The sequence below is a fragment of the Brucella haematophila genome (assembly GCF_005938105.1).
In the GTDB taxonomy this organism is placed as follows: Bacteria; Pseudomonadota; Alphaproteobacteria; order Rhizobiales; family Rhizobiaceae; genus Brucella; species Brucella haematophila.
This window is the reverse complement of record NZ_VCPE01000009.1, coordinates 189,220-201,688: the sequence shown is the minus strand read 5'-3', so window position 1 is coordinate 201,688 and position 12,469 is coordinate 189,220. Positions and strand designations below refer to the sequence as shown.

Here is a 12,469-nt window from a genome sequence, read left to right as displayed (position 1 = left end):
ACGACCGTTCCAGTTGCATATAGAAGCAAGGTGGTTTACCGAAGTTCTCCCGACGGCGAAAGTGCCGCGCTGATAATAGAATTATGGAGAGGTCTTTGTTGCAGCGGATTTTCTCAACTGTGCGTTCCGGCGCATCATCAGGCGCACGCAAGCAGCGTGCCCTTCTGGCTGGTACGGCAATTCTGTTTTCGGCCGCCCTGGTCGGATGCAACACTGCATCCACGCTGAACCCGTCAGAAACGCTGACTGAGGGCTATGTGCTCGACCAGCAGGCGCTTGATTCGGTGCCGGTAGGCTCCAGCCGCGAGCAGGTCTTGCTTGCGCTCGGCACGCCATCGACCACCGCGACCTTCGACAATGAAGTGTTCTACTACATTTCGCAGAAGCGCCATCGCGCGGCTCAGTTCATGAAGCCGAAGCTGGTCGACCGTCAGATTCTTGCGATCTATTTCGACAAGGACGGTAAGGTTCAGAATATCGCCAATTACGGCATGAAGGACGGCAAGCTGTTCGATTTCGTATCGCGCACCACGCCAACCGGCGGCAAGGATCAGACCTTCCTCGGTCAGGTTATCCAGGGCGTTTCCAAGGCCCCGACCTCTGTGCCGGGCGCTGGCGCTGGCGGACCTGGCGGCAGCTAATCGCCGCAAGATCGAATTCAAAAGAAAACCCGCCTCTCGGCGGGTTTTCTTATTTTTGGACCTTTCAGAACCCGATCAAGCCATATGTGCCAGCACTGCAAGCAGCAGAAGTGCGACGATATTGGTGATCTTGATCGCCGGATTAACGGCAGGGCCAGCGGTATCCTTGTAGGGATCGCCAACCGTATCGCCCGTCACCGAGGCCTTGTGCGCTTCCGAACCCTTCAGGTGCTTCACACCATCGGCATCGGTAAAGCCATCTTCGAAGCTCTTCTTGGCATTGTCCCATGCGCCGCCGCCGGAGGTCATGGAAATGGCCACGAAAAGCCCGTTGACGATAACGCCGAGCAGCGATGCGCCGAGCGCTGCAAAAGCCGCAGCCTTGGAGCCCGAAATCAACAGCACACCGAAATAGACCACAAGCGGCGCCAGCACCGGCAGAAGCGACGGGATGATCATCTCGCGGATTGCTGCTTTCGTCAAAAGATCGACCGCGCGGGCATAATCCGGGCGTTCCTTACCGGTCATGATGCCCGGCTTTTCCTTGAACTGGCGACGAACTTCCTGCACCACCGCCCCGCCTGCGCGCCCCACAGCCGTCATGGCCATGCCGCCGAACAGATAGGGAATCAGGCCGCCGAAGATCAGACCTGCCACCACATAGGGATTGGACAGATCGAACGAAACCGGTCCCATATCCGCGAAATACGGATAGGTCTGGCCGTTGGCCGCGAAGTAAGCAAGGTCGTTGGAATAGGCTGCAAATAGCACCAGAGCGCCCAGACCTGCCGAACCGATGGCGTAACCCTTGGTCACAGCCTTGGTCGTGTTGCCCACGGCATCCAGCGCATCCGTGGATTTGCGCACTTCCGGATCGAGACCGGCCATTTCCGCAATACCACCGGCATTGTCTGTCACCGGCCCGAAAGCATCGAGCGCCACAATCATACCGGCAATGCCCAGCATGGCCGTGACCGCAATGGCCGTGCCGAAGAGACCGGCCAGCTGATAGGTGCTGATAATGCCGCCAACGATTACGATGGCAGGCAATGCGGTTGATTCCAGCGAAACGGCAAGGCCCTGAATGACATTCGTGCCATGCCCCGTCACGGAAGCCTGCGCGATGGAATTCACCGGGCGCTTGTTGGTGCCGGTATAATATTCGGTGATCACCACGATCAGGCCCGTCACGATGAGACCGATCAGACCGCAGATGAAGAGATTGGTGCCGGTGATGCTCTTGCCGGCCACGGTGCCGATTTCGCCCCAGCCAATCGTCAGCGTGTTGGCAACTCCAAGCCCGACTATGGACAAGAGACCCGTTACGATCAGGCCCTTATAGAGCGCGCCCATGATCGAGCCGTTGACGCCAAGCTTGACGAAGAACGTACCGGCAATCGACGTGATCACACAGGCTCCGCAGATCAGCAGCGGATAGAGCATGACGCTTGGCAGCACGTCCGAACCGTTGAAGAAGATCGCGCCCAGAACCATGGTCGCAACCACGGTAACGGCGTAAGTCTCGAACAGATCGGCCGCCATACCGGCGCAGTCGCCGACATTATCGCCCACATTGTCGGCGATGGTTGCCGGATTGCGCGGATCGTCCTCCGGAATACCCGCTTCAACCTTGCCGACCAGATCGCCGCCGACATCCGCACCCTTGGTGAAGATACCGCCGCCGAGACGGGCAAAGATCGAAATCAGCGATGCGCCAAAGCCGAGCGCCACCAGTGCATCGATAACCGTGCGATCGGCGGGCGCATAGCCCAGCCAGACGGTGAGAATGAAATAGTAGACGGATACGCCCAGCAGTGCGAGACCGGCCACCAGAAGGCCGGTAACGGCACCGGACTTGAAAGCCATTTCAAGCCCGCCTGCCAGACTCAAGGAAGCGGCCTGTGCTGTGCGCACATTGGCGCGCACCGAAACATGCATCCCGATAAAGCCTGTGACACCGGACAGAATTGCGCCGATCAGAAAGCCGATGGCGGCGCTCAGCGACAGCAAATACCATGCGGCGAGAAACACAACGACACCGACAATCGCAATCGTGGAATATTGTCGTGTGAGATAGGCCGACGCACCTTCGCGGATGGCGCCAGCGATTTCTTGCATACGCGGCGTTCCCTGATCAGCCGCCAGGATCGAACGGATCGACCAGAAGGCGAAAAGAACGGAAACCACGCCGCAGGCAATAACGAGAAGTAAAACTGCCACTCCCATTTGCATAAAGGCCAACTCCTATTGAGTTTGCGCCGGCTACCGTCAGATCGACCGCAGATAAACATCCGATACTGGGTAATTAACGGCAGGCATATGCGCATGAAGGCCCGAAAACCCCTCCCCGGGCCGATTAGAGCGGCATGGAAAGCGCTTGAAGCCACCACGTCGTACCGGGCTTCAACGGTATAGTTTCATCAGGAACTTATGCCTTTGAATCAATAAATTGGCGAAGTCCCCTTGCAGTCCAGCATTCTCAATGCCGCATGACCAACATGCGAAACGGTTGAACAAACGTCAAGACGTTCTTTGCCAGCATACAATGAAAGAAGGGCTGCGATTTCTCACAGCCCTTTCTATTCTTATCCTGATCTCTAAGCCGGTATTAAAGCGCATCCCGAAAAGTGTGAAACGCCTCCGCAGGGAAATCAGTCCACTGGACTGATTTCTGATCCTGCTTCGATCGGAAAAGATGCGCGTTAAAATAAAGGATTAGAGCGCCGATCTGATCCAATCAGATCGAAACACGCTCTAATGGCGCGGCTTGGCCCCACGGCTTTCGCCACGAATGACAAAGGCAAGACGGTCGAGCACCGCGTTGACCAGCTTCGGCTCATCTTCGGTGTAGAACGCCTTGGCGATATCGACATATTCCGAAACGATCACGGCGGTCGGCACATCGTTGCGCGACGTCAGTTCCCATGCACCGGCGCGCAGGATCGCGCGCAGCGTGGAATCAAGACGCGACAGCGGCCAGTCTTCGGTCAACGCCTGATGGATCATCGGATCGAGCTTGAGCTGACTGTCGACAACACCGGCGACGATAGCGCGGAACCATTGCGGATCAGCATCAAGATATTGCGTGCCGTCCACTTCCTTGCCGAGGCGGAAGGCTTCGTATTCTGCGACCACTTCCATCACGCCCGTACCGGCAACGTCCATTTGGTAGAGGGCCTGCACGGCTGCAAGACGGGCAACGCCACGCTTGTTCGCCGTACGCGGCAGGTTTGGTGTCGGGCGACCTTCTGCGGAAGAACTCATAATATTCAGGCTCCGAATTTCTTGCGCAGGTCAATCATGGTCAGTGCGGCGCGGGCAGCAAAACCGCCCTTGTCCTTGTCAGTACGGCGCGCACGCGCCCATGCCTGCTCGTCATTTTCAACGGTCAGAATGCCGTTGCCGATGGCAAGGCTTTCTTCAACCGCGAGATCGGTCAACGCACGGCAGGATTCATTTGCAACAATGTCGAAATGATAGGTTTCGCCACGGATAACCGTGCCAAGAGCGACATAGCCGTCATAGTCGGTGCCGCCATTATCTGCACCGTCGAGGGCGAAGGAAATGGTTGCCGGAATTTCCAGCGCGCCCGGTACGGTCACGACGTCATAGGTCGCGCCCGCATCGTCAAGGGCTGCCTTTGCGCCATCAAGAAGCGCATCAGCTAGATCGTCGTAGAAACGCGCTTCAACAATAAGCAAATGCGGCGCATGCGCCTCGTGATCGGACATGAGAAACTCCATGACAAATTTTGCGGACCGCAACACCTGCGGTCAACGCTCAAATCGGGATATGCTTTTACAGCCTGGAATTTTAGGCTGTAAGCCTATTTCCGATATTGCGCAAGCCTTGCCGCATAGCGTGCGAGCTGGTCGATCTCGATATTCACCTTGTCGCCCGCTTTTCGCTGTCCCCAGGTGGTCACTTCCAGCGAATGGCGGATGAGCAAAACGTCAAATTCATTGCCCTTCACACCGTTGACCGTCAGCGACGTGCCGTCCAGTGCGACCGAACCCTTCTGGGCGATGAATGGCGCCAGTTCTTCCGGCGCACGCAGGGTGAAGCGCACCGCGTCGCCCTCGTCCTTGCGTTCAACGATTTCAGCCTGTCCGTCGACATGACCGGAAACGAGATGTCCGCCCATTTCGTCGCCAAGCTTCAGCGAGCGCTCCAGATTGATATTGGTTCCATTCTCCCAGGTGGAGATTGTGGTCAGACGCAGGGCTTCTTCCCATGCCTCGACCTCGAACCAGCGGGCATTGGTGCCCTTTTCCGGCAGTGCAACGACAGTCAGGCAAACACCGGAACATGCAATCGAAGCGCCAAGCTCAATCGTTTCTGGGTCATAAACGGTTTCGATACGCAGCAGCACGCCTTCATTCAGCGGCTTGATCCGGTCAACCTTGCCGATATCGGTAATAATGCCTGTAAACATCAAGTCTCCTTAGTGTCCGATCCAAAAGTCGCCATATCTTGCTGCAAATGGCGTTTTTCTGCGCTTTCGGTGCTCATGTACTTAAGTACACTGCGCTCCGGTTCTCGAAAATCACCATTTTCGCCGCGATCTATCGCTTTTCGATTCAGACCCTCACATATTCCACAAAGGCATCGTCACCGTAACGCGCCTGTCTGAGAATTTTGAATTCTTCTGCGATATGGGTTTCAAGACCGGGCACGGCAACCCCATCGGCAGTACCAATTTCTATTGGTGAGCGAAAGGTGATCAGGCGGTCAACCAGCTTTTCATCCAAAAAGCTCTTGGCGACGCCCGCGCCGCCTTCCACAAGAACAGAACCAATGCCCTGTGCGGCAAGATCGTCCATCAACTCCGGCAAGGCGATGCGGCAGTCATGCGCCTCGGTTGCCAGAATGCGGCATCCCGCCGCCTTCAGTTCGTAGCGCCGTTCCGGCGATGCCTCTTCGCTGCAAGCGATCCAGAGCGGCTGCGCATCTGCCGATTGAACCAGCTTGGATGACAGGGGCAAACGAAGCCCGCCATCCAGCACAACCCTTATGGGTGAGCGTTGTTCCAGCCCCGGCAGGCGGCAATTCAAAACCGGATCGTCAGCAAGCGCTGTTTCGATACCAATCAGGATAACATCGGTTTGCGACCGTAAGATGTGGGACTGTGCACGCGACACCGGACCGGTAATCGGCACCTGCCCTTCGCCCTTTTTTCCGATCATGCCATCGGCGGAAAGTGCAAGTTTCAGAATCACTTCCGGGCGTTTCCTGGAAGATCGATTCAGGTAGCCTGCGAGATCATTGGCGGCCTTTTCGGAAAGGATCCCCGGCACCACTTCGATGCCCGCTTCGCGCAGGATGGCAAAGCCCTTGCCGCTGACCCGGTCGTCCGGATCGGTGGCCGCGACGACAACACGGGCTACACCGGCACGCACCAGCGCTTCGGCACAAGGCGGCGTGCGACCATGATGAGCGCAAGGCTCCAGCGTGACATAGGCTGTTGCGCCACGCGCCGCCTCGCCTGCATCGGCAAGCGCCTGCGGTTCGGCATGCGGCCTGCCGCCAAGTGCAGTGACGCCGCGCCCGATAATGACGCCATCCTTGACGATCAGCGTACCGACAGACGGATTTGTTCCCGTCAGTCCCTTGTGACGACGGGCATAACGGATCGTCGCTTCCATGAAGCGGATATCATCCGAGGTCACCTGCGAATGCGGTAGTTCCAATGCGGTCATGCCTATTTATCCAGATCGTCCTCGGAATCGGGGGCTGCCAGCTCATCGATCACGTTATGGAAATCGACGGCCTTGCTGAAATTGCGGTAGACCGATGCAAACCGGATATAGGCAATATCATCCACACCCTTGAGGGCATCCATTGCCAGACGGCCAATCTCGTCGGACGTCACCTCCGCCTCGCCCGAACTTTCGAGCTGGCGCACAATCCCGGAAATTGCGCGCTCGACGCGCTCGCTGTCGACATCGCGCTTGCGCAGCGCCACTTCGATAGAGCGGGTCAGCTTGTCACGGTCGAAAGGCACGCGGCGTCCGCTCTTTTTTACCACCATCAGGTCGCGAAGCTGAACGCGCTCGAATGTCGTAAAGCGCCCGCCGCAGACCGAACAGACACGACGCCTGCGAATAACGGCACCGTCCTCCGCAGGACGGGAATCCTTCACTTGCGTATCTTCAGATTGGCAATAGGGACAACGCATAGAACTCTTTCACTTAACTCTTCGAAGACTGATTCCTATAGATCATAGCTGATCTGCGCCAATCAACATACCGAATGCGACGCACCGGATATGAGGGGCAAAAAAGCCCCGCTCAACAAGGTTGAACGGGGCTTTTGATACTCTTCTTTCAGGGACTGATTATCCCTGATAGCCATACATCGGGAAACGGTCGGTCAGAGCGACAACCTTTTCCTTCACAGCCTGTTCGACAGCGGCATTGCCTTCGTCGGAATTGGCAACCTTCAGACCGTCGAGAACTTCAGCGATCAGCGAGCCGATTTCCTTGAATTCGGTTACGCCGAAGCCGCGCGTGGTGCCCGCTGGTGTGCCGAGACGAACGCCGGAGGTGACGAACGGCTTTTCAGGGTCGAACGGAATGCCGTTCTTGTTGCAGGTGATGTTGGCGCGGCCAAGAGCGGCTTCCGCACGCTTGCCCGTTGCGTTCTTCGGACGCAGATCAACCAGCATCAGATGGTTATCAGTGCCGCCGGAGACGATATCGAGGCCATGCGACTTCAGTTCTTCCGAGAGCGCGCGCGCATTATCGACGACGTTCTTGGCATAAAGCTTGAATTCAGGCTTCAGCGCTTCACCGAAGGCAACCGCCTTGGCGGCGATAACGTGCATCAGCGGACCGCCCTGAAGACCCGGGAACACAGCCGAATTGAACTTCTTCGCCAGATCGGCATCGTTGGTCAGGATCATGCCGCCACGCGGACCGCGCAGAGACTTGTGCGTCGTCGTCGTGCAGACATGTGCATGCGGGATCGGCGAAGGATGCTGACCACCAGCAACCAGACCGGCGATATGCGCCATATCGACCATGAGGTAAGCGCCGACTTCATCAGCGATTTCACGGAAGCGCTTCCAGTCCCAGACGCGCGAATAGGCGGTACCGCCAGCCAGAATCAGCTTTGGCTTGTTTTCGCGTGCGAGACGAGCCACTTCGTCCATATCCAGCAGATGGTCATCCTGACGGACGCCATAGGACACGACGTTGAACCACTTGCCAGACATGTTGACTGGCGAACCGTGCGTAAGATGGCCGCCCGAATTGAGGTCGAGACCCATGAAGGTGTCACCCGGCTGAAGCAGAGCCAGGAACACGGCCTGGTTCATCTGGCTGCCGGAATTCGGCTGAACATTGGCGAATTCGCAGCCGAAAAGCTTCTTGGCGCGTTCAATCGCCAGTTCTTCCACCACGTCCACATACTGGCAGCCGCCATAATAGCGCTTGCCCGGATAGCCTTCGGCATATTTGTTGGTGAGGATGGAACCCTGCGCTTCAAGAACAGCGCGCGAGACAATGTTTTCCGAGGCGATCAGCTCGATTTCATGGCGCTGACGACCGAGTTCGTTGCGAATTGCACCGAAAATTTCGGAATCGATGTCCTCGAGGCTTGCATTGAAGAAAGCGTCGGAAAACGCATTCTTGGCGGCGGCGTTGGCTTGAGACATTTTCACACCCTCCGGGTCAGCCGGTAAAAGCTATTGGATGAGGCGCATTATCACACTTGAATGCCCTAGGCCAATGGCCGCAAAGCGAAAAGCATGTTCCAAAATGCGGCAAACCGATTTGATATAGGTTTTAGAACTAAAAAAGCCGCCCCGAATGCTCGGAACGGCTTTTGCTCAGTAAGAAATACCGAAAAATCAGGTGTCGGTGCCAAGCGCCAGCGATGCTGCGCCGTCCATCTTGTAGATATCGTCGCGGAACTGCACAACGCCGTCGCCCGTCGACCAGGCAGAGATGTACACGAAGTGCAGCGGCACAGGGTCGGCAACCTGAATAGGCGTATTGTTGCCTGTCCGGATCGTTTCCTCGATGTTCTGACGATCCCAGCCAGCCGTGTTCTTCAAAAGCCATACGTCCAGATCGCGAACATTCTGCACGCGCACGCAGCCCGACGAGTCGAAACGCATGAGCTTGTTGAAATAGCTCTTCTGCGGCGTATCGTGCATGTAGACGGCATACTGATTATGGAAGTTGATCTTGGTCGAGGACATGGCGTTAATCTTGCCCGGGTCCTGACGGAACATCAGCTTCACAGCGTCATCCGTGTTCCAGTCGATGGTTTCCGGCGGCACTTCCTGACCGGCCTGATTGTAAAGACGAATCTTGTTCTTCGTCAGATATTGCGGATCCTTCCGCATCAACGGAATGATGTCCTTCTGGATGATCGACTTCGGCGCCGTCCAGTAAGGATTGAGAATGACTTCGTGAATTTTCGAATTGAGAAGCGGCGTCTGACGGTCGATCTTGCCAACAACGGCAGTATGACGCTGCATGACGCTGCCGTTTTCAACGGCTTCGATCCGTGCGGCAGGAATATTCACCATCACGAAGCGCTGTTCCTGCATACCGGCGCTGACCAGCGGCGACAGGCGCTGCAAATTGGTCTGGAGCTGACCGAGACGCGTATTGGCATCCACATTCATTGCGGCATAGGTGAACTGGCCCATCACGCCGTCTGCGGGCAGACCGTGACGCGCCTGGAAACGCTTCACTGCCGCATCGACATAGGTGTCAAAAGCATTGGAAAGACCAGCGCCCTGCGGCAGATCGCCGGAAACCATCAGGCGCTTGCGCAGATACTGGACCGACTGGTCGTTCGCGCCAAGCTGAAGCTTTGCATTGCCCGGAACTGTTGGCCAGCCGCCGCGACCGGCAATATCGGTATATTGTGCGATAGCGCCCTGGATATTGCCGATGGTCTGCTGGCTCAGAACCGGCTGGTTGGTCGCAACCTTCTGGCCGCCTGTCGCGCGCGCATCGAACTGGTCATCCCAGTTACCGCGCCGCGGCGACGCGAGCACATCGTTAAAAGCCTGCTGTGCAAAGGACGAGGTCGCAAAAGCCGAGGCTGCCACGGAAAGGCCGGCTGTTGCAGCACCGCGCAGGAAGCGGCGGCGGTCCACTTTGAAAGCTTCGGCATTCTTGTCAGTTTTGGTCATTTGCTTGGTCCCAAAAAGGCGCGCCGCTCACAGCTTAATGTCGGCGGCAGTCGTCCGAGAATATCAGCAACAGAGTGTCAAGGCGATAGGCGACCCGCAAACATGCGCGCCCGCTTATATCTCCCGACCTGTTGGAAGATGGCACATTCTTGCCCGTGCAGTCTTGAGAACTGCTTATGTCGGTTTTTATGGCTTAATCATGTCGCGCGGCCCAGTTTGCAAGCCACGCGCATCAAGATCGAAGCATAATTGCCCATCCGCTTCAGCAAATGCAGGTCTGTTGTGTCCGTTCTGCAACAAACTTCCCGGAACACCGGTCGATTTATCAGAGACGATAAGCGATGCTGTCGTTCCAGAAGCGGTCGAGGCGCTGCAGAGACTTGTTCATCGCCATGAATTCTTCAACCTGAATTCCGCCGACCTGTTCGATGGACAGGACGTGACGTTCATAAAGAGCAGCAACCTGATTGGCGATTTCATTGCCCTTGTCGGTCAGGCTGACACGCACCGAACGGCGATCAACACGCGAACGCTGATGATGAATGAAGCCCATTTCGACAAGCTTCTTGAGGTTGTAGGAAACATTCGAGCCGAGATAGTAACCGCGCGAGCGCAGTTCACCGGCGGTCAGTTCCGAATTGCCAATGTTGAAGAGCAGCAGCGCCTGCGTTGCGTTGATGTCGAGCTGACCGTTGCGGTCGAACTCATCCTTCACAACATCGAGCAGGCGGCGGTGCAGACGCTCTACCAGCTGAAGGGCTTCCAGATACAGGCTGCGGAGTGCGGCTTCCGGAGCATAGAGCGGAGCGTCGATCTTGCGCTGAGCATTCATCATTGTCTTTGCCTCTCTGTCGGAGCCGCATTCGGGAAATCCTCGATGCAGCTCTCTTCCTGTTTTATGCAGCGATGTTTCTCGCTGTCTTGAGAGGACTTTAGGGGAGATGCATAAAATTCGACTTAAAAGTCAGACTTAACAGTAGCTTACCGAGAGGAATGCAAATTCAGGCTTAATGTTTACTTACCTGCCCCCGCAATCAGGCGGAAATGCTGGCCTTTGCCTGCCGCCGCTTTTCCAGAACCAGCAGAACGCGGAACACGATATACATGACGATGCACAGCGCATTGAACGTAACCGTCAACGGTCTGCTTTCGAAGTTCCGCTCGAAAACCGAATAGATGCTGATCTCGCCGATTGCGGCAACGAACCAGAGCACCGGGCCCCAGGTTGCCCGCATCCAGAGACCCGTTGCAGCAACAGGCATTAACACAGCCAGCGCGACAACGGCGGTCTGCCACATCCATGGCATCAGATCGAACCGCCATAGCAATCCCGGATGAATACCGATGAGCCGCACCCAATAGAGAACGCCGCTCGCCAGTGCGGTAAGCGCCAGCAAGCGAATGAACCAGGTAAATGTCCATTCGAGGCCGGTCGGTTGCGCGTGCTGGCGCAGCTCATCCATATGCATCAGCAATTCCTCATGAGAACGTCAGTTCCTTTTCGCCAAGATTGACGAAATAGGCGTTTACCTGTTCCGGTTTCACATCCTCGATGGAAGCCGGTTGCCAGGACGGCGCGCCATCCTTGTCGATCAGCAACGCCCGCACGCCTTCATAGAAGTCGTGGGCTTCAAGCATCCGGCTGGCGATGCGATATTCCATCCGCATGCAATCATCGAGGTCGAGCGGACGCCCGTCGGCGATCTGCCGGAAGGTAACCGCCACGCTGGTTGGCGACCGCGTTGCGATCACATTCAAAATATCCGTCGCCGGTTTGCTGCCCGAAGCGGCGGCCTTGTCCAGCAAATTCATGCAATCGGCAAGCGTTGCACCGGAAAAGCTCTCATTGATCACATGCCGCGCTTCGGCGGATGTTTCGAAATCGGGATATTGGCTGCGCGTCAGCGCAGCATCGATATCCGCAGTCGCGATGAGATCATCGCGCAGGTCGTGCAGGTCACTTGCCGCAACCGCGTGGGTGGCAATCCCACTCTGGAGACAATCGCCCCAGCGAATGCGATTGCCCGTCAAGGCAAGATAATATCCGAAATTGTCGTGAAGATGCGGCAGGAACGCGCTTCCGCCGACATCGGGAAAGAAGCCGATTCCCGTTTCCGGCATGGCGAACATGGTGTTCTCGGTCACGATACGGTGCGAGCCATGCACCGAAATACCAGCGCCCCCGCCCATGATGATCCCGTTGATCAACGAGATATAGGGCTTGGGAAACCGGCCTATGCGGGCATTGAGCCGATATTCGTCACGGAAGAAATCATAAGCGGGCGTGCCCTCACGGCCAGCCTTGTAAGCCGCGACGACATCGCCGCCAGCGCAGAATGCCCGGCCCTCACCTTCGAGAATCACGCAGGCGACTTCGGGATCGTCTTCCCAAGCCTGCAATGCGCGGTCGAGCGCCAGAATCATCTTATGCGTCAGCGCGTTAAGCGCTGCGGTTCGCGTCAGCTTTACCAGACCGGCTTTTCCCTTGCGTTCAAAGCTGATTTCGCCGCCACCGCCAAAGTCAATCTGCATATCTTGTCTCCCGTTCCAACAAATGGGTAGAAAGTGAGACGCCCCGCGTCAATCCCACACAGGCGCGTACCGGCCAATCTTCTTGGTTTCACCACTTTTCCCGTGATAAACGGTGCGCATCCGAAGTCAGCCCTTGATTGCA

12 protein-coding genes are annotated in these 12,469 nt (G+C 56.7%); 1 reads left to right on the top strand and 11 read right to left on the bottom strand.

The window, feature by feature from the left end; genetic code table 11:
- The first annotated feature begins 83 nt into the window (after positions 1–83).
- Positions 84–641, top strand: coding sequence for an outer membrane protein assembly factor BamE (locus FGI60_RS14860; RefSeq protein ID WP_138785865.1), 558 nt, complete (start codon positions 84–86; stop codon positions 639–641).
- A 75-nt stretch (positions 642–716) separates the two neighbouring features.
- Here the strand turns inward: FGI60_RS14860 and FGI60_RS14855 are convergent, their stop codons facing one another.
- From FGI60_RS14855 to FGI60_RS14805, 11 genes are all read right to left on the bottom strand, one after another.
- A complete protein-coding gene (locus FGI60_RS14855) occupies positions 717–2,873 on the bottom strand; it encodes a sodium-translocating pyrophosphatase (RefSeq protein ID WP_138785864.1) in 2,157 nt (718 codons plus the stop codon).
- Between the two features lie 522 nt (positions 2,874–3,395).
- Entirely contained in the window at positions 3,396–3,905 is a 510-nt protein-coding gene (nusB, locus tag FGI60_RS14850) for a transcription antitermination factor NusB (protein WP_078340505.1), read from the bottom strand.
- 5 nt (positions 3,906–3,910) lie between these two features.
- A complete protein-coding gene (locus FGI60_RS14845) occupies positions 3,911–4,372 on the bottom strand; it encodes a 6,7-dimethyl-8-ribityllumazine synthase (RefSeq protein WP_078340544.1) in 462 nt (153 codons plus the stop codon).
- Between the two features lie 95 nt (positions 4,373–4,467).
- Positions 4,468–5,076: a riboflavin synthase gene (locus tag FGI60_RS14840; RefSeq protein WP_078340504.1), complete on the bottom strand. Its 609-nt coding sequence runs from the start codon at positions 5,074–5,076 to the stop codon at positions 4,468–4,470.
- Positions 5,077–5,221: 145 nt separating this feature from the next.
- On the bottom strand, positions 5,222–6,340 hold the full coding sequence (ribD, locus tag FGI60_RS14835; protein WP_138785863.1) for a bifunctional diaminohydroxyphosphoribosylaminopyrimidine deaminase/5-amino-6-(5-phosphoribosylamino)uracil reductase RibD: 1,119 nt from the start codon (positions 6,338–6,340) through the stop codon (positions 5,222–5,224).
- A gap of 2 nt (positions 6,341–6,342) precedes the next feature.
- Positions 6,343–6,819 carry a transcriptional regulator NrdR gene (nrdR, locus tag FGI60_RS14830; protein ID WP_138785862.1) on the bottom strand — a complete coding sequence of 159 codons (477 nt, stop codon included), beginning with the start codon at positions 6,817–6,819 and terminating at the stop codon, positions 6,343–6,345.
- A 159-nt stretch (positions 6,820–6,978) separates the two neighbouring features.
- Positions 6,979–8,298 (bottom strand): serine hydroxymethyltransferase, encoded by a 1,320-nt coding sequence (gene glyA / locus FGI60_RS14825; protein ID WP_078340501.1) that lies wholly within the window; start codon positions 8,296–8,298, stop codon positions 6,979–6,981.
- A gap of 195 nt (positions 8,299–8,493) precedes the next feature.
- The gene (locus FGI60_RS14820; protein ID WP_138785861.1) at positions 8,494–9,795 is read right to left on the bottom strand and encodes a L,D-transpeptidase family protein; all 1,302 of its coding nucleotides are present in this window, start codon (positions 9,793–9,795) and stop codon (positions 8,494–8,496) included.
- A gap of 325 nt (positions 9,796–10,120) precedes the next feature.
- The gene (ldtR, locus tag FGI60_RS14815) at positions 10,121–10,630 is read right to left on the bottom strand and encodes a transcriptional regulator LdtR (RefSeq protein WP_078340499.1); all 510 of its coding nucleotides are present in this window, start codon (positions 10,628–10,630) and stop codon (positions 10,121–10,123) included.
- A gap of 199 nt (positions 10,631–10,829) precedes the next feature.
- On the bottom strand, positions 10,830–11,264 hold the full coding sequence (locus FGI60_RS14810) for a DUF6163 family protein (RefSeq protein WP_138785860.1): 435 nt from the start codon (positions 11,262–11,264) through the stop codon (positions 10,830–10,832).
- 10 nt (positions 11,265–11,274) lie between these two features.
- Positions 11,275–12,327 carry an enoyl-CoA hydratase/isomerase family protein gene (locus FGI60_RS14805; protein WP_138785859.1) on the bottom strand — a complete coding sequence of 351 codons (1,053 nt, stop codon included), beginning with the start codon at positions 12,325–12,327 and terminating at the stop codon, positions 11,275–11,277.
- Positions 12,328–12,469: the final 142 nt, after the last annotated feature.

What these genes read in the sequence shown, in the direction of transcription:
- FGI60_RS14860 (WP_138785865.1), top strand. Translation starts at nt 84, where the DNA reads ATGGAGAGGTCTTTGTTGCAGCGGATTTTCTCAACTGTGCGTTCCGGC.
- FGI60_RS14855 (WP_138785864.1), bottom strand. Translation starts at nt 2,873, where the DNA reads ATGCAAATGGGAGTGGCAGTTTTACTTCTCGTTATTGCCTGCGGCGTG.
- nusB (WP_078340505.1), bottom strand. Translation starts at nt 3,905, where the DNA reads ATGAGTTCTTCCGCAGAAGGTCGCCCGACACCAAACCTGCCGCGTACG.
- FGI60_RS14845 (WP_078340544.1), bottom strand. Translation starts at nt 4,372, where the DNA reads ATGTCCGATCACGAGGCGCATGCGCCGCATTTGCTTATTGTTGAAGCG.
- FGI60_RS14840 (WP_078340504.1), bottom strand. Translation starts at nt 5,076, where the DNA reads ATGTTTACAGGCATTATTACCGATATCGGCAAGGTTGACCGGATCAAG.
- ribD (WP_138785863.1), bottom strand. Translation starts at nt 6,340, where the DNA reads ATGACCGCATTGGAACTACCGCATTCGCAGGTGACCTCGGATGATATC.
- nrdR (WP_138785862.1), bottom strand. Translation starts at nt 6,819, where the DNA reads ATGCGTTGTCCCTATTGCCAATCTGAAGATACGCAAGTGAAGGATTCC.
- glyA (WP_078340501.1), bottom strand. Translation starts at nt 8,298, where the DNA reads ATGTCTCAAGCCAACGCCGCCGCCAAGAATGCGTTTTCCGACGCTTTC.
- FGI60_RS14820 (WP_138785861.1), bottom strand. Translation starts at nt 9,795, where the DNA reads ATGACCAAAACTGACAAGAATGCCGAAGCTTTCAAAGTGGACCGCCGC.
- ldtR (WP_078340499.1), bottom strand. Translation starts at nt 10,630, where the DNA reads ATGATGAATGCTCAGCGCAAGATCGACGCTCCGCTCTATGCTCCGGAA.
- FGI60_RS14810 (WP_138785860.1), bottom strand. Translation starts at nt 11,264, where the DNA reads ATGCATATGGATGAGCTGCGCCAGCACGCGCAACCGACCGGCCTCGAA.
- FGI60_RS14805 (WP_138785859.1), bottom strand. Translation starts at nt 12,327, where the DNA reads ATGCAGATTGACTTTGGCGGTGGCGGCGAAATCAGCTTTGAACGCAAG.